The sequence below is a fragment of the Nocardia sp. NPDC059228 genome (genome assembly GCF_042754245.1).
Classification (GTDB): Bacteria; Actinomycetota; Actinomycetes; order Mycobacteriales; family Mycobacteriaceae; genus Nocardia.
Genome location: NZ_JBHZAL010000036.1, coordinates 52,388 through 68,438, shown reverse-complemented (window position 1 = coordinate 68,438; position 16,051 = coordinate 52,388). Strand labels below are relative to the sequence as shown.

The following is a 16,051-nucleotide window of genomic DNA, read 5'->3' as shown; positions in this document are numbered from 1 at the left end:
CGCAGACCGCGATGCAGACATCGGCGACGCCGCGGTTCTTCAGCTCGGTCAGCACTTGAAGCCAGAACTTGGCACCTTCACCGCCGTCGCCGGCCCACAATCCGAGGATGTCGCGTTCACCGGCGGTGGTGACGCCGATGACCACATAGATCGGCCGATTGGCCACCTGACCATCCCGGATCTTCACGTGAATGGCATCGATGAACAGGACCGGATAGACCCGATCCAGGGGCCGGTTGCACCAATCAACCATTTCCGCGACCACCTTCTCGGTGATCGTCGAGACCATGTCCTTCGACACCGAAGCCCCGTAGATCTCGGCGAAATGCGCCGAGACCTCCCCGGTCGTCAGCCCTTTCGCGGTCAGCGACAACACGATCTCGTCCACTCCCGACAGGCGCCGCTGCCGCTTCTTCACGATCTTGGGATCGAACGAGGAATTCGTATCCCGCGGCACCTCGATGCCGACCGGACCGATCTCGGTGATCACCGTTTTCGATCGGGTTCCGTTGCGGGAGTTCCCCGTTCCACGCCCGGCCGGGTCGTGCTTCTCATAGCCGACATGCTCGGTCATCTCCGCTTCCAGGGCGGTTTCGAGCACCGTCTTGGTCAGCTGGTTGAGCAGTCCGCCCGGCCCGACCAGATCGATGCCCTGCTCCTTGGCCTGCGCGAGCAGTTGCTCGGCCAGTTTCTTGGTGTCCACCGCGTCTTTCGCCACGGCGGCCAGTGTCTCCGACATCAGTCGGTCCTTCCTGCCGAACCATCAGGTTCAGCCGATCGGACCGAGATCAGGATCCGCCGTTATCCCTACAGTCCCGACAGATGTTCGCGGACAAGGAAGTCGGGCCATTTCGTGGAGCGGTCCATCGGGATGGACACCAGCGCAACCCGGCGACCCGCGTCGCATCGACGAGGTGAGATTTCCAGTGCCGCGCCCCGTGCGACATAGCCTCTACCTGTAGACGCCGTCAATGCGTATGGCGCGGCTGCGTTTCCGCGGTGAACCTGTGTCGCGTCGTAGCCTGTCACCCTCTGGGGATCAGCCCAGTCGTGCGACGGCATCGGCGAGTACGGCGGCTTCGCTGATGTCGGTGTTCTTGGTGCCGGTGAGCAGCGTGAGTTTGTTCTGATCTGCCAGTTCGCGCAGGTGGGCGAGCGCATCAGCGCGCTCGGGTTCGGTGAGTTCGTCGCGGTAACGGCGGGCGAATTCATCGAAAAGTTCCGGGTCGTGGCCGTACCATCTGCGCAGTTCGGTGGACGGAGCGATCTCTTTGCACCATTCGTCGAGGTGGGCTCTGGTTTTGCAGACACCGCGGGGCCAGAGCCGGTCCACGAGGACGCGGGTGCCGTCATGCGGGGTCGGGTCGTCATAGATTCTGCGGATTTGCACGGTGCGTCGAGTCGTCATCATCGATCCCCGGTTTTATTGCTGCTCGTTTTGGCGGGTTTGGTGTTTTTCGTGCGGTGAACACGTCGGTGGAGGAGGTGTGGAAGCTGATGATTTCTTCGGCTTCGAGGGCGCGGCCGAGGTCGTCCAGGTCGACTCCGACGGCGACCCGCTCACGCATGGATGCTGACGGCTGCCTGGCCCTTGCCACATATCGAACGGTACGCGCCCGACCGGCCGAACTTTGCGATTTGCGTTGGGCGCACCCATCATGGTGCAGGCGGTCATCAACCTGACGTGTTCGATATTGCGCCCACCTCGGTGAGGTATCAGGGCTTCGTCGATACAAGCTTCGCACCGGAGCATTTGTGCGGTGACACTCCGGGCCACGGCCCCCGCAAACTGTCTGGGCTGGCGCGCTCGCTGCGACGCGTGTACCGGGGGCCCGCTCCTGCTCCGACAGAAACTCACATCAATTCGCACGACAACTCGACGACTGATCGAGCGCAAGCATTGCTGTCGTGTCGAGCATGGTGGCGTCGGCACTCGATGTCGTCGATTTTATGGTGCGGCGGCCGCCGGTAACCTGGGGATCGGGCGGGGTTTGCGAAAGGGGAGCAGATGGGTACCGTCCGGGCCGCGTCGTGTTTGATGGACGTGTCTGATCTGGATTGTTCGGTGCGCTTCTACTGCGACGTCTTCGAATGCAGTGTCGCGATTCACGAGTCCGACGCCGCGCTGCTTTTAACCCCCGAGGGTTTCCAGCTGTACCTACGGGTGAGCGGAACATCTGTGAGGCGCGGAATCGGTGACCTGGGCATCACACAGATCATCTGGTCCGCCGACAGTAAAGCAGAACTGGACCGAATCGAGCACCGCCTGCGCGCATGCTATCCCGCCACGTACACCAACACTGCGAACGGGATCAGTTTCGTCGACGGCGTCGACCCCGACGGTTCCCGAGTGCTGATCACCTACCCGAGCCCCGAACAGCTTCCACGCGAGGTTATCGACCATCGGTTCCGATGAATGGTTGATCTCGTTGGTCGGTGCTATCCGAGGCTGCGGCGTAGGTCATCGGGGTAGTCGCGGTAGGCGGCGACGTGCAGGGTGGCTTCGGGCACGGTGTTGACCACGTTCGGCGGGTCGGAGGCCAGGTGCCCCGGGAAGGCTTGGGAACATTAAGCCCAGGGCAGGTGTCCGCGTAGTTGCCGTCTCATTCATCTCGCACAACGAGTGGGGTGACCATTCGTCGGACATCTACCGCAACAGTATCGACCGCGCGAACTCGGCTGCGTGTGAACTGAACTGGCGTCCGAATGTGGTGCGGTCCCACCGTAAGAGATTCATCCGCTCGAACACGTCGCTCAGGTGCCCGACCGCGGACGTGATGGCCACCCTTTCGAGCGGGGTGCCGTCGGCGAGCCGCCAGCCGGTGGCGGTCAGGAGGTCGGCGACCATGCGGTCGACACCATCGGTCACACCGGCAGCGATTGCGATGAGATACAGCAGGGCCGGCTCGTCCCCGTACTTGCCGATCTGTTCACCGGTCTTGGTTGCCAGGTGCCACCACAACGCAATCGGGTCATCGCGGAGTGCACGGCCCTTCGTTGTGGCCGACAGCTTGCCGCGGTATTTGCGCACCAGGCCCATCTGCTGCGCCGACGCTCGCAGCTGTGCCACGGGTGGCGTCAGGTCTTCGCGATTGCCCTTCCCGATCCAGTCCTCGTCCATGCTCAGCTCAAGGAAGATGGACGACACGACGGCCGGTGGAAGGTATCCGGCTCCGGTCAGGGCGATGCCGCTGGTTCCGAGATGCTCGATGAGGCAGCGATAGGGGTGTACCGCGGCGGAAGCGATTTCCTCGTCGATATGTACCGGGATGCCGAGCCGTACACGATCGATCAGCTGTCGCAATTGATTTCGAGCCGGCGGCGGTGCTGTCCGCTGGAGCATGACGACGTCGCGCATCAGCTCGGGCAGATCGGCATCGGTGCTGTCGATCGGCCCGGGCTCCCGGTCGGCGGGAATCTCCAGGTTGATGGCGGTGAGGCGCCCGTTGATCGTGTCGAGGTCGAAGGGGACCGGCGAGTAGTAGTTCTGATCGACGTCCTCGCCGTACATACTCCGGAACTCGGCCAGTGCCCGACGATGCTCAGGATGTGCGGAATCAGTTGCCGCAATAATCAATTCGTATCCTCCGACACCGCCGCAATCCTCCGGCGGACCTGGCCGTCGGCCGTCCGTGCACACTGCGCGAGCTGCGCCGGGCTCGCGCGGTGACACGGCCTCCAACTCGATGACGTGCTGCCAGTCATCGCCGAAGTCGTAGAGGTAGTACAAGATGTCGCCGACATCGACCAGCACCTCATCCACGCGGACTTGCTCTTCCGGGATCCCCGGCTCACCCTCGTCGGCTTGGAACGGGCACAGGTAGTACTCCGTGCGTCGGTCGTAATACGCTGGCCCGCTGCCGAACTGATGCAAGTGACTGTCGGTCCAGCCGAACGCGGTCTGAATCGCCGCATGCAGTTCGTCGAGAAACAGTCCGGACGAGAGCTCGAGCCGCCGCCACACGGGCGGTTCGGTATCCGCCAGATCAATGCGAACGCGATAGGTCATCGCCTGCTCCCGCCGTGGTCGGCGTCGAGAGGGCACCGGCACCTCTTCCGCCTCGCGGGGGCTCTCCATCAACTGCCCGATCAGCGCTTTCAGGTCATCGGGATGCAGCTGCGCCAGCATTTGCTCGATGACGGGATCCATATCGCGCTGAGGCATAGCGAGCACGCTACTCGCCTCCCGGCGTCGCCAGCCCGCCCGTGGACGGCTCACGGAGGCTGCCGTGGGTTTGCCGACCCAATGCCAAGCCTGGCACTCGGCACATCGATCGAACGACGGATCGTGAGATCCCCGAAGGCCGAAGGCCCGAGCTGACGGGCAGCCTTGGTGACGAGCGTCGGCTCGTTACTCTGCCCCCACGCGGACGGTGTCGGGTTGTCAGATCCCATTGCGGCCAATAGCTTCCTCCCGGTCGAATACAACCACCTTGGGGTTGTGCGTTAGTGGTTTCGCTAGGACGGATCGGGGCGGTTCAGAAGTTGATCAAGCGGGTCGGCCGAACCGCAGTCGTTCCACCGGCTGACCGGTGATCTCAGCGATCAGTTCGAAGTCCTTGTCGGCGTGCAGCACAACAAGTTTTACCTGTTCAGCGGTGGCTGCGATCAGGAGATCGGGAATTGATGATGCCCGCGGTCTGCGAGCGCCCGAAGTACTTCTATCGCACGGTCTTCCGCCGCCGGCGTGATGTATTCGACCGGCATCTGCGTGAGTGGTGGGAGGTCGAGTATCTCGGCTAGGTCGGTTGCGGACCTCGCCGAGTATCCGGTTTCGAAGAGCGTGACCGTGGCGATCCGTATCAGGCCACGCTCGATTCGTGCCGCCCCCGTGAGCATCGGGGGATTGGCCCGAGCCGCACCAGCGCGGACTTGTCGATCAACCAAGGTCGACCGCTTATGACCATGCGTGTCCCATCACTTCAGGATTGTTGAGATCTTGCGTAAGTCCGCTGAGCCGAGTGAGGTCACTGGTCGTGACCGGTACGGCGGGCCGGAAGTCCCGATTGAGCCACCGCCTGAGGAACTCGCTTCGAGATACGCCCATTTCCCTGGCCTGTCGATCGATCTCCTCGATCACTGGCTCTGGGACATCCCGAATCAAGATATCCGTCATCGCACCCACCTCCTGATATAGATGATGTCAGGAGGTGGGTGCAGCAGTGCGGCGAAGTTTGGCGGCATTCAGCAACCGCGGCCGACGGCTATGTGGCCTCGTCGTTGTGCCACCTGATCATGCAGCAGCCGCAAGAGTACGCGGCGATACCACTCGGCTGCGCCATGCCGGAGGGGATGGGCAAGGCTCGAACCGGTGCACGAATGGCTCAGTGCGGTCCCGGAATACCGATTCGGTGACCGACTGACCATTCTTGCCTGCCGAGAGTGGCCGGCGCGACCATGCGATCCACCGGGAGGGATGTCGACGGTGATATCTCGCATGCCCGGCCCTGGTGATCTCCGACCTGGTCGGTGAGTTCCAGGCGGAACAGCCGCCCCTGCGCCGGGCGTTGAAGAATCTCAGCGTCAAGTCGACTCAGCTGTTCAACGACTGCGGTCTGTGGACGCTGCAGATCGGCGTGAGCATGCTGAACTGGTGGGAAGAACAGGCGGCGACCGGCTGTGAAGCCCCGCTGGTGCTGATTCCGGCACTCGTCGAACGACGCGCACGGGGCAGCTTCGATTGCGCGTCAACGATGACGACGAGGCGCGGCGCAACCCAGCCCTGGGGGCGAAACTCGAACAGCTCCAAGTAGATTGGCCAGAGGTCAGTGCCATCGACTCATTGGACCTCCCGGCGGTGCTCGCCGCGGCTGGCGGTGCGGTCGCACACCGTGGCTGGTCGGTGTCCGAACGGGTTGTGCTGGCGCAGTTCTCCAAACCCGAGATCGCCGTCGAGCTCAGCACGCATCATTAGCCGGTGGACGCGGTTCGGCCCAGCAGGATGGTGTTGTTCTCCGAAGGCGAGGACGCCGATCGTGACGATGACTTGCGAGCGAAGCGATAGCGGGTGGACGTGTCCGACGGCACGGCGCCTGACGACCTGGCAGACATTCTGATTACAGGGTGAGCGGAACCTGACTGACTGCCATCTGCGCGAATCTCGTTCTGCGGTTTCAAGACCTGCCGGATCTCGGTGTAATCCGCTGCGCTGCGGTCGACCTGCTCACCAGCTGAAAACCCGACCTTGCCGGATCGTGGTACGTTCGCCCAGAACGGGTCGGGACGGACACGATCAGTCGGTGTCGATCGACTGTGCGAAATCTGCGCGGTCGATCAAGTTGCGGACGGTCGGGTAGTCTTCGGCGTGCTGCTATTAGCGGGGAGTTGCCTGTTCAGGGGGTTGTTTTGACTGCGGTGGGGGATAGCCTGGCCGTGTTGCGGTCGGAGATCGCTGCATTCTATGCCGGATTCGGGCAGCCGGATTTGCTGCGCCGCGCCTGCGACGATGCGGTGTTGCTGGTGCCACTGGTCGACGATGACAGGGTCTACACCTCGCGGGTTCGGGGAATCGATTGGATCTGGGCGTTCACCAGCGTCGAGGAATATGCGCGCTACATGGTTGCTCGCGAGGTGCCGGAGGATCAGTCGTACCGATATCAGCGGGTGCTCGGGGCGAGGCTGATCGCATGGGCGACAGCGCGACCCGAGCCAACAGGGGTGTCGATCGACTGCGTGGGGGCGCACCCTCGTGGCGCGGGTCCGGAACAGGATGGTTGGCCTACGTCCGCCTTTTCGGGCGACGGTGCGTTAGGCAAAGCGCTTTCCCTTTGTCCTTAGGGCGACTCGGCCGCGGGCGGTGATTCGCCAGCGCCCGCGAGGGATGCTGGGGATGATCAGACCGCGGGATTCGAGTTGGGCGAGGGCGTTTCGGGTTCGCGAGCCGGTCAGGGTTGAGGCCTGTTGGATCTGTGCGGCGGTCAGTGTGTTGTCGGGGTGGAGTGCGGCCAAGACGGCGACCTCGGCAGGGGTCATTGTTCGATCACCTTCGGCTTTCGGGATCGGTGTCTTCCGGCGGGGTGGCCGCTTCGATTGGGGACATCGAGATGTCCGCCTCCGATGAGTGGAAGTCGCAGGGAGCTGGGGTTTCCCGAGTGGTTGTCCGAGCAGAAGCCCCAGCAAGACCAGACGATGACGGCGGTGCAGAGAGTCAGGATCGACAGGAGCGCCCATGCGTCCCAAGACATTGCGGCATCCTCTCGTGGAGCAGAACGTGTTGGAAGAGTTCGTTATTCGAGCTAATCGGGCTTGTTGTTTTCCGAACGAATCTCAGTAGACACGGGGCGTGATCGTGTTGGAAGATTTCAGTGCCCCGGTTTCCAGGGCACTTCTCAAACTTCCAAATCTCAGGAAGAAGCCATTCCAAAACGACGCCGAGCAGATAGTGAGGCTAACGGAATGACCGGTTCGACCGTTCCCCGCAGGATGCTGGGGCGCCAGTTGCGCCATCTGCGTGAGAAGGCGGGGGTGGGCATGACCCAGGCGTGCAAGGTTATTGAGGTTTCGCCGCAGACTATGTGGCGGATGGAGGGTGGGCAGTCGGTCAAGCTGAAGGTGGTCTACATCGAGGCGTTGTGCCGGCTATACGGGGCGTCGGATGACGACACGGCGACTCTGCTCGGTCTGATCGAGGAAGCGCAGCGCACCGGCTGGTGGCACTCGTACGGGGATTGTGTACCAGTGCATTTCGATCTGTACCTCGGACTTGAGGAGGCTGCCAAACGGCTCACCACGTGGCAGGTCACCCTGTTGCCGGGATTGCTCCAGACTCCTGAATACCGCCGCGCCATGATCTGGACGGTGTTTCCGGGGATGCCTACTGCTGCGGTCGAGCAGCGGGTGGAGATGACCGTTAAGCGGCAGGGGCGGTTGCGTGAAGCCGACTTCGTGACTACAGCACTGCTCTCAGAGGCTGTGCTGCACCATCAGGTCGGAGGTCCAGGGGTGATGGCCGGTCAGTTGAGTCATCTTGTGGCGCTCGGGAAGTCTACGAACGTCTCGATACGCGTTGTACCGCAACGGGTCGGCTCGCATCTGGGGTTGCAGACTGGACCGTTCGTCCTGCTGGAGTTCCCAGCGCGGACATCTCCTGACCTGCGTACCAAATGGGTCGAGCCGCCAGTCGTCTACGTCGAGGGCTACACCGGCGCTCTCTACCTGGAGAAGGACAGCGAGATCGACAGTTATCGGAGCGCTCTTGTGGAAATCAAACGGCATGCGTTGGATGAACAGGACACACGAGACATGCTGGCGCAGAGAGCGAAGGAGTACATCGGATGAGTACCCGATCCGGTGCGGTCTGGTTCAAGAGCAGCCTTTCGGCACAACAAGACGCGTGTATCGAGGTTGCCCACTTCGCGGATCTGACAGGTGTCCGTGACTCGAAGCATCCAGGCGGGCCTGAACTGATGTTCCCGGCAGCGGAGTGGGGTGTCTTCAACGACGCCGTGAAGGCCGGACGGTTCGATCGGCGTTAGGTCGCAGCTTGGGATTGAGTCGGCTTTGTACCTGCAGATTCATCCGCAAGCACGCAACGCCGACTCGATGAACTCCGGTTCGAAATGCGCATCCTGACCCCAAACCTGATGTGCAAGAGCGAGCTTGCCGTTGAGGTTGGCTACCAGCGCTCCCTCTTGCTCGGAGGATCGGTTGCCCTCCGCCAGAACCTTGGCGTATCGGACTGAATCGACGATGACGGACTTGATCCGTTCGTGGTTCAGGTATGTCTGCAGGTCGGCTTCCCAGTTGCCTGTTGACGCCTCCGGCTCGGCGGTCGCCCACAGTCGTAGGAATGTCGTGTACTCGTCCGGCTGGTAGCCCATCTTGTGCAGGTGCGAGGCCACGTCGTATACCGGGTCGCCGTACAAGGCCAGCTCCCAGTCGAGAAACACGACCTCTCGCCTATCACGGATGATCATGTTCTTGCGGTGCACGTCGGCGTGCACCGGTCGGAACGGACGGGATTCGAGTGTGCGCCAGCCGGTTTCGATGGTGGCGAAAGGGTCTTCCGGTACGTCGAGCTTGCGGTAAAGAGGACCGAAGCGGTCGTAGTTCTCTCGGAACACCCTGCGGGTCACGTCCGAGAGCTGGCTGGCGAATGTGAAGGGGTCATCCGAGAGCGGTCGCGGCGGGGCGGGCATCAACTCACGGGGAATCGTGCGGAGCTCGGCGAACAGTTGAGCGACATCGCGGGGTACACACGGAGGCACGGTCTGCCCACGGGGTGCGATGTGGTCCAGCAGCTCGCCGTCGATGTGGTCCTGGATTTGGTATGCCGGATCCGTGGATTCCCAGCGCACTCGGGGTGCGGCGGAGACGAAAGGTTCGATGGCGCGCAGGACTTGGACCTCGGGCCACAGGCGGAGGTCCATGAGGTCCGCGCCGGCTACGGGGATCCGGACATTGACCGGGCCCGATGGCGTCTCGATTCGCACGTTGTGGTTGTAATACCCTGCTGCGGAGTCGGTTCGGGTCAAGGCTTCGCGGTAGTAGGCGCCGGGATCGATGCCGAGGACCTTCGCGAAGACCTCCTGTGCCGCGTGATCCAGGTCCTGGTCCGGCGTCGGGGCTTGGATTCGGGTGAGTGCTCGTGCCGCGGCGAGGGAGACTGCGGGGTCGGACCATCCGAACAACGCCAGCACCGCGCGGGCGAGGAGTATGAGGGCCGGGTAGACGTTGGCGGCTTCGAGTTCGGATACTGCCCAGCGGGCCGCGCCGACGGCTGCGGTCTGGTCGCCGCGGCGGGCGTGGACGCCGGCTCGGAACAGTTCTGCTCTGGCGCGACCGGAGCGATAGCCTGCGCGGTCGAGGGTTTCGCAGGCGTCGGCGAAGGCGCGGTCGGCTGCGTCCAGGTCGCCGAGTGCGAGGTGGGCGATGCCGAGGGCAGTGAGTGCCTTGCCGAGTTCGTGGAGGGCGCCGAGTTCTCGCTGGATCGTGATGGCCGCAGCTGCGGCGGCGATGCCTTCGGCGGGGTCGGTCAGGGCCAGCAGCTCGGCCCTGTTTGTCGCGATATTCGCCTGTCCGACAATGCTTCCCGCTGTTTCGAAATGAGCGTCGGCCTCGGCGAGATAGCGTGCGGCCGTGGCGGTGTCGAAGGCCATGCGATACGTGAGATGCCGCAGCCGGGCTATGTCACCGAGAAACTCGTGGTCTTCGGTGCCGGCGAGTTCGCTGAGCTGGTCGCACAGTTCGAGTGCTTGCGCGAACCGTCCCTGGCACATGTGCAGGTCGGCGGCCCACAATCCCGCGCCGAGCCGAACCTGTCCGGCTCCTCTTGACCACAACGTGGTGTACATGGCGAGCGCGTCATCGGTGCGGCCGAGGATGCGGCGGGCATTGGCTGCGGCGAGCGCCAGCCGTTCGGCAACGGGGCCGACGCGGTCAGCGGTGATCGCGGCGGTGAGTTCGTCGGCTTGTTTGGCGTCGCCGAGGAGGATTGCGCCCTCGGCCGCCAGATACTGTGTCAGCGCGCGTAATTCGGGTTCATCCGGCCGTGTGGCACCGTCTTCGGTCAGGTAGTCGTTCACGTCGGCCAGGACCGCGTCGATACCTTGTTTGCCACCGGCTGCCGCGATGCGGTCCACATAGTCGAGTAGTGCGATAGAGGTCAGTGCTCCGGTGCGCAAGCCGTGGTAGCAGGCTTCGCGCAATGCGGCGACCCGGTCCGCTCCAGAGTCCGCTCGGTCCCGCCAGAGGCTGTGCAGCACATTATGGAGCGTAATGGCCACGTCGCCGTCCAGGCGCTGACGCAACGCGGTCACCATGAGCTGATGTAGCTGGAACCGGCCGGAGACGCGATCCTCTTCCGCCGTGTGGACGAACGAATAGGTGATCAATGCCTTCCATGCCGAGATGTGGGCAGGGAGTCCGAAAGCCGTTGCTACGGAGGTGAAGATCTCGTAGTCGAAGACCCGCGGGAGGCCCAGCAACTCCAGTGTCCGAATCTCGTCAGGTGCAACGTGCTGGAGGAAGCGCTCCAGGATCGCTTCGGGTGAGACCAGATCCGGTGACGTCCCGATATAGGCCCGGGCGTCGATCGCGAGATGCAGATAGAAGGGAACGCCGGCGCTCGCGGTCGCGATTGCCTCCCGCTCGAGGGGATCGGTTACGCCGGATGCGTCGAGCAGGCGCCGGCGGTCGGCCATCGACAGGTCATCGACGGCTACTGTCTCGATCCGGTCGCCCCACTCGCGATCATGCCGCTCCCAACCGACCGGCTCCCGGCTGGCGACCACGACCAATCCCTTGTCCAGCTGCGCGACGACATCTCGAAGCCAGGCATCGGACACCGCGGCTCGACCGATCCGGTCGATACCGCCGACCAGAGCCTCGTACGCGTCGAAGAACGCGACATATGGCGCTCGCCCGGACGCGGAATCAGCCAGATCGGCAGCGAACAGGTACGAAACGGCACCTTCCAACTGGCTCAGCGTCAGCTGATCGAGCTCCTGAAGAACCTGATCGTGGCGGATTCGATACGACCGCTTCGCCTTTCGTGTTCCGAGTTCCAGCAGGCGCGCGGCGGTGCCGAAGACCGGGATCCCTGTCGCGTTGTTGAGGACTTCGGTGATCACCTCGCTGTTCTCCGCGAACGTCATCGATTCGAAGCTCACGCGCAGATGCGGGTGCAACCGTTGCCAGAGCACTGTGTAAGCGATGTCGAATCGGTGGAACTTGATCTTCCGGGAACCGTATTGGGATCGCAGCACGGCGAGTGCATCGATCGACTGCCGGTGGCTTGGCACTTGGAAGTCGACGGTCGCGGTGGGGTGCGCGTCCGAGGCTCGTCTGCGCAGTTCTGCCAGCAATCGCGATTTTCCGATGCCGCCGACTCCGGTGAGCAGCAAGACTTTTGGAGTGTCCGATGCTTCGGCAAGTAGCCGGTCGAACCGAGCAAGCACTCTGTCCCGGTTCACGAACGGTCGGCCGATTGCTCCTGGTTGATAGCGTGCGATCAGCGCCATAGAGCCTTCCCCCTCGCTGTGGCTGCGGGGCAATTGTCCCCGATGATCAGGTCGAAAGGGCGGAGTTTCGGACGGACTCTCACGTCAAGTTGTCGAGACCAACCGCCCGGCACTGTTGACGAAGGCGCCGACCGGGTGACCGATACAGTGACCGATTCAGTGAGAAGGCGCACGAGCTGGTGTTTTCCGGTCAGCGGTCGTCGGACGCAACCGTGTGCGCGGCCGCCTCGGTAGGGTGGTTCGGCGGACCACTCGAACCATAAGGAAGCTTGGTGTTCTCTCCCGATCAGCTGGTTGTCGTGATACCGCGCGAGGATATCGAAAGGGGAGACCTGGGGCCTGCCCTCGAGGCTCTCAACTCGTGCTTCGTTTCGCCCGAACGCGCCCGAATGTTCATGGGTGCAGTCGAACTGGTCATCGAAGGCTACGAGCACATTCCGACCGAGCTGTTCGAGATGGAACCGGTCCGTCAGTTCGTGGGACGGCTCGACGATGAGTTTCCCTACTGGTTGTATTTCCTCGGTCTGGGTGGCCCCTCGCTGCGGCTGATCTTCGGCTGCTTCCTGCCGCCGTTCCTCGACGAGGCCGAGCGACGCCAGCAATTCGCGCACCGGCTGGGGGCGGTGATGGAGAACCGGTGGCTGCCCGCCATGGGTGACGTCGCCGCATTCGCCGGGCTCGCTGCGGCCGAGCTGGACGCCCGCACCGCCAGCGTCTTCGACCACTACTTCCGTTCCAGCGCACCGGCAATCGCGACATCACCGGCCGACACCACCGTGACCCTGCGTGATCAGGCCCCAGCTGTGGTGGAGGAGGTCTTCTACGGTGAGCCGACCGGCGTCGAGATCGAGCGGGACGACCACCCGTTCGACGGCCGCCCGGCGGCACCCTGGGATCCCGAACAGATTCGGATCTCCACCCGCACATTCTCCCTGCGCAATGTCCTCGACATGATCGACGACGGCGATCTCGAATTGGCCCCCGATTTTCAACGCAATCGAGTGTGGAAGGGCCGCCAGAAGTCTCGGCTCATCGAGAGCCTGCTGCTGCAGATTCCTTTGCCGGCCTTCTATTTCGCCGAGGACCGCGGAGGGATGTTCCGCGTAGTGGACGGCCTGCAGCGGCTGTCCACGGTGCATGAGTTTGTGAAGGGCGGTTTCGCTCTCGACGAACTCGAATACCTCGATGGCGAGCGCGAGAAGACCTTCGCGGAACTGGATCCGCCACTGCGCCGCCGCCTTCACAACGCCCAGATCGTGGTGCACGTGATCGAGCCGTCCACGCCCAACCGCGTCAAATACGACATCTTCAAGCGCATCAACACCGGTGGAGAGCCGTTGAACGCCATGGAGATCCGGCACTGCATGAGCAGCGCGCGCAGCCGGAACCTGCTCAAACGGTGTGCCTCCGCCGAGGTCTTCCACGCGGCGACCGGTGGCGTGCTGCGAAATCACGTCCGCATGAACGACCGCGAGGCCGTCCTGCGTTTCCTGGCCTTCTATACCCTTCCGGATCTGCAGGAGTACGACTCCTACGGGTCGTTGGAGAATCTGCTCGACGCCACCACCGAACTCATCGACGACGTCGGCCAGATCTCCGACGCTCACCTCGAATCCTGGTTCGCCGCCTTCGAACGCGGCATGATCAACGCGCGAATCATTTTCGGCGACTATTCCTTCCGGCGCTGGCCCGCGGGCAACGATCGGCGCTCACCGATCAACCGGGCGCTGCTGGAAAGCTGGGGTGTCGTTCTGTCCGCCTACCACCCCGACCAGCTCGAGCGCGCTCGGCCCCGAATCGTCGCCGAGGCTCGCGCGGCCATGGCGAAGAACAACGAATACATCGCCGCGATCAGCGCCTCCACCGCCGACCCCAAACGCGTGCGGGTTCGCTTCGAGGTCGCGCGCCGGATCGTCGAGGACGCCGTCGCGCTGTCATAGGCACAGGTTTCGTCCGGGCGCTGGCCCCGGTTATCCCCGTCCCGTTGTTGATGGGCGTGGATCGCCCCGACTGCCAGGTACTCGACGAATGTGTCGACGTCGCCATTGCGAAATCGGTTGAGGTGCATGAAGTATCGGCCGGTGTCCGCCACCATGACCGACGCCAGCGGTACGGTCACTCGGCGGCTGAGGCCGCGGCGGCGCAGCGCGGCACTGATCAATGCCCGTCCGATGCCCGTTCCCATCGGTGAACGATGGACTCGAACTGGGCGTGCGCGATGGCGGCTTGCGCCAGGATCGGCAGATCGTCTCGGTTGACGAAGACCAGCAGATCGGCGATCAGTTCGGGGGTTGGCGGGACATGTGCGGCGTTGATTGGCATGTAGCCGCTCCCGCCGATCCAGTTCTGCACATCCCGCAGTCGTCCCGCATCGCGAGTCGTGTAGTTGTCGATGGCAATCAGAACCGATGTGCTTCGAGCAGATCGTCCAGCCTGATGCGGCCCAAGCCGGTCGAATCGACCATCGCGATCAGGGCCTTGACCGCCGCCAATTGGGACTTCGTATCGTCGCTGGCCTTACCTCCGGCGACAGCTTTTCGGTCGGGTGTGGTGGCCAGTTCACGCGGTCTCGTTCGAGTCAGTCGACCAACTCTGCGCTTGGCTGACTTTATAGGTGTTAAACGTAGCTAGCGCCGTCCTTGATGAACGTTGTGTGCTCCTCATCCTCGGCGATGAAGGCCCAGTTCATCGGGGGCGGTGAGCAATGGGAGGCGGCGGGCTGACCAGCCGCGACCGAAAGACATCGGCGTGGATGGCCTACTTCGAGTCTTTGCCGTAGCCGAACTGGGGGGCGGGGCCCAGCTGATCTCTTCGACGAAGGGGCGCTCGAGCAGGCGTGGTTCGGAGCAAGCGACGTCACATGGGAAAAGCGGGCCGAGCGTCCTTTCTCTCGGGCATTTGGGCCTTGCTGCTGAGACCTAGAGGAGTGATCGTGGATTGATGACAAATGTCTCGAATCTGACCGCGCCGGAACGACGCCAGCTGGCCCAGCACACGCTGGACTCGCTGACGGACCGGGCGGGGCATACGTTGACGCAGGTGCGGTGCGGTTGTGGTCACCGCGTGGCGGCGGTGTTCGATACGCCGGCCGGCGCGGTGTATCAGTCGGCGACCGGGCCGCACGCGCATGGATCGCGTGATTTCGTCGATGCTGCGCACAGCGCTCACGGGCATGGCACCCGGTTTACGGACCTGCTTGCCGGTGACGGCTTTGTCGATGACGCGTTGCCCGCTTCCTGCGAGTGCGGGCCGCACACACTGTCGCGCTTCCGGCTCCAGGAAGCTGTTGCGAACCACGAGCATAAGATTCTGCTGCCCTGATCAGCCAGCATAAGGCCGTAGCCGTGCGTCACCAGCGGCGCGGAGCCGGTCGGTCCCGAAAGCTCAGCCGGTAGCCGTCCACAGCGCACTCCTCCCCGCGACCCCCGCCCGCCCTTGGAACCAGCGGCCGCCCCGGCGTGCCATGCGTTCGGGTGCCTCAGTTCGAGCTCAGGGCGGAGTTGAGCGTGTAGGTGCCGACGAGGTCGGCTTGCCCCAGGACGTGGCCGGACATCGCTTGGCGCAGCTGTTCTCCGGTCACCGCCCGCTGTAGCGGCAGCTGTTCGACATCCAGGGCGCTGACGGTGAATACGTAGTGATGGATGCGCTGGTCGTTCCAGGGCGGGCAGGGGCCGTCGTAGCCGTAATGATCCATTTTCGCACTGCTGAAGTCGTTCAGGCCGTACCGCGCGTTATGGGGTGTAGCCGGACCCGGCTTGCCGGGTGTGCTCTGGAGGCTGCCTGCGGCGATCTGCCGCACGTCGGCTGGGATATCGAACAGCACCAAATGGTAGAAGTCGTTGCGCGGCAACTCCTCCGGCACCGTTCGCCCCTCGATGTTCACGTCCGAGCCGGTGCGGGGTACGTCGGGGTCGCAGCACACGACCGCGAACGATCGTGTTCCCGCCGGCACCTCGTCCCACGCCAGATGCGGGTTGCGATTGGCGCCCGCCCGGACATGGTGCACGGCATCCGGCACGCCGTAGGCGAACGCGGCCGGAATGCGCGCATTAGCGTCGAATGAATCACTTCGGACCTTCATAACGATGCCT

The 16,051-nt window shown here is 63.4% G+C and carries 14 protein-coding genes and 1 pseudogene; 7 read left to right on the top strand and 8 right to left on the bottom strand.

Annotated elements, in window-relative coordinates; all coding sequences use genetic code 11:
- Together ACFXKA_RS35725 and ACFXKA_RS35720 are read right to left on the bottom strand one after the other, a co-directional pair.
- A partial coding sequence (locus ACFXKA_RS35725) for an IS256 family transposase (protein ID WP_379430705.1) occupies positions 1–739 on the bottom strand: 739 nt, incomplete at its 3' end.
- A 300-nt stretch (positions 740–1,039) separates the two neighbouring features.
- Complete coding sequence (locus tag ACFXKA_RS35720; protein WP_379430704.1) at positions 1,040–1,408, bottom strand: DUF488 domain-containing protein; 369 nt, start codon at positions 1,406–1,408, stop codon at positions 1,040–1,042.
- A gap of 600 nt (positions 1,409–2,008) precedes the next feature.
- Here ACFXKA_RS35720 and ACFXKA_RS35715 point away from each other — a divergent pair.
- Positions 2,009–2,416 carry a VOC family protein gene (locus ACFXKA_RS35715; protein ID WP_379430703.1) on the top strand — a complete coding sequence of 136 codons (408 nt, stop codon included), beginning with the start codon at positions 2,009–2,011 and terminating at the stop codon, positions 2,414–2,416.
- Positions 2,417–2,647: 231 nt separating this feature from the next.
- Here ACFXKA_RS35715 and ACFXKA_RS35710 read toward each other — a convergent pair whose 3' ends face one another.
- The 3 genes and pseudogenes from ACFXKA_RS35710 to ACFXKA_RS35700 all read right to left on the bottom strand — a co-directional run bounded on the left by ACFXKA_RS35710 (position 2,648) and on the right by ACFXKA_RS35700 (position 5,116).
- Positions 2,648–4,165, bottom strand: coding sequence for a plasmid pRiA4b ORF-3 family protein (locus tag ACFXKA_RS35710; RefSeq protein WP_379430702.1), 1,518 nt, complete (start codon positions 4,163–4,165; stop codon positions 2,648–2,650).
- 324 nt (positions 4,166–4,489) lie between these two features.
- Positions 4,490–4,907 (bottom strand): annotated as a pseudogene (locus ACFXKA_RS35705) (PIN domain nuclease).
- On the bottom strand, positions 4,898–5,116 hold the full coding sequence (locus ACFXKA_RS35700) for a ribbon-helix-helix protein, CopG family (RefSeq protein ID WP_379430701.1): 219 nt from the start codon (positions 5,114–5,116) through the stop codon (positions 4,898–4,900). Before ACFXKA_RS35700 ends, ACFXKA_RS35705 begins: the two are co-directional and overlap by 10 nt.
- A gap of 334 nt (positions 5,117–5,450) precedes the next feature.
- Here ACFXKA_RS35700 and ACFXKA_RS35695 point away from each other — a divergent pair, with 334 nt between their 5' ends.
- The 4 genes from ACFXKA_RS35695 to ACFXKA_RS35680 all read left to right on the top strand — a co-directional run bounded on the left by ACFXKA_RS35695 (position 5,451) and on the right by ACFXKA_RS35680 (position 8,474).
- A complete protein-coding gene (locus tag ACFXKA_RS35695; RefSeq protein WP_379430700.1) occupies positions 5,451–5,753 on the top strand; it encodes a DUF4011 domain-containing protein in 303 nt (100 codons plus the stop codon).
- A 622-nt stretch (positions 5,754–6,375) separates the two neighbouring features.
- Complete coding sequence (locus ACFXKA_RS35690) at positions 6,376–6,777, top strand: hypothetical protein (protein ID WP_379430699.1); 402 nt, start codon at positions 6,376–6,378, stop codon at positions 6,775–6,777.
- Between the two features lie 618 nt (positions 6,778–7,395).
- The gene (locus ACFXKA_RS35685; RefSeq protein ID WP_379430698.1) at positions 7,396–8,277 is read left to right on the top strand and encodes a helix-turn-helix domain-containing protein; all 882 of its coding nucleotides are present in this window, start codon (positions 7,396–7,398) and stop codon (positions 8,275–8,277) included.
- The gene (locus tag ACFXKA_RS35680) at positions 8,274–8,474 is read left to right on the top strand and encodes a DUF397 domain-containing protein (protein ID WP_379430697.1); all 201 of its coding nucleotides are present in this window, start codon (positions 8,274–8,276) and stop codon (positions 8,472–8,474) included. Before ACFXKA_RS35685 ends, ACFXKA_RS35680 begins: the two co-directional genes overlap by 4 nt.
- A gap of 39 nt (positions 8,475–8,513) precedes the next feature.
- Here ACFXKA_RS35680 and ACFXKA_RS35675 read toward each other — a convergent pair whose 3' ends face one another.
- The gene (locus tag ACFXKA_RS35675) at positions 8,514–11,843 is read right to left on the bottom strand and encodes a phosphotransferase (protein ID WP_379430696.1); all 3,330 of its coding nucleotides are present in this window, start codon (positions 11,841–11,843) and stop codon (positions 8,514–8,516) included.
- 512 nt (positions 11,844–12,355) lie between these two features.
- Here ACFXKA_RS35675 and ACFXKA_RS35670 point away from each other — a divergent pair.
- Positions 12,356–13,900 carry a DUF262 domain-containing protein gene (locus tag ACFXKA_RS35670; RefSeq protein WP_379430695.1) on the top strand — a complete coding sequence of 515 codons (1,545 nt, stop codon included), beginning with the start codon at positions 12,356–12,358 and terminating at the stop codon, positions 13,898–13,900.
- Positions 13,901–14,117: 217 nt separating this feature from the next.
- Here the strand turns inward: ACFXKA_RS35670 and ACFXKA_RS35665 are convergent, their stop codons facing one another.
- Positions 14,118–14,312, bottom strand: a complete 195-nt coding sequence (locus ACFXKA_RS35665) for a hypothetical protein (RefSeq protein WP_379430694.1) — start codon at positions 14,310–14,312, stop codon at positions 14,118–14,120.
- 588 nt (positions 14,313–14,900) lie between these two features.
- Here ACFXKA_RS35665 and ACFXKA_RS35660 point away from each other — a divergent pair.
- A complete protein-coding gene (locus ACFXKA_RS35660; RefSeq protein WP_354847731.1) occupies positions 14,901–15,281 on the top strand; it encodes a hypothetical protein in 381 nt (126 codons plus the stop codon).
- 157 nt (positions 15,282–15,438) lie between these two features.
- Here ACFXKA_RS35660 and ACFXKA_RS35655 read toward each other — a convergent pair whose 3' ends face one another.
- Positions 15,439–16,041 carry a YbhB/YbcL family Raf kinase inhibitor-like protein gene (locus ACFXKA_RS35655; protein WP_379430693.1) on the bottom strand — a complete coding sequence of 201 codons (603 nt, stop codon included), beginning with the start codon at positions 16,039–16,041 and terminating at the stop codon, positions 15,439–15,441.
- Positions 16,042–16,051 lie beyond the last annotated feature (10 nt).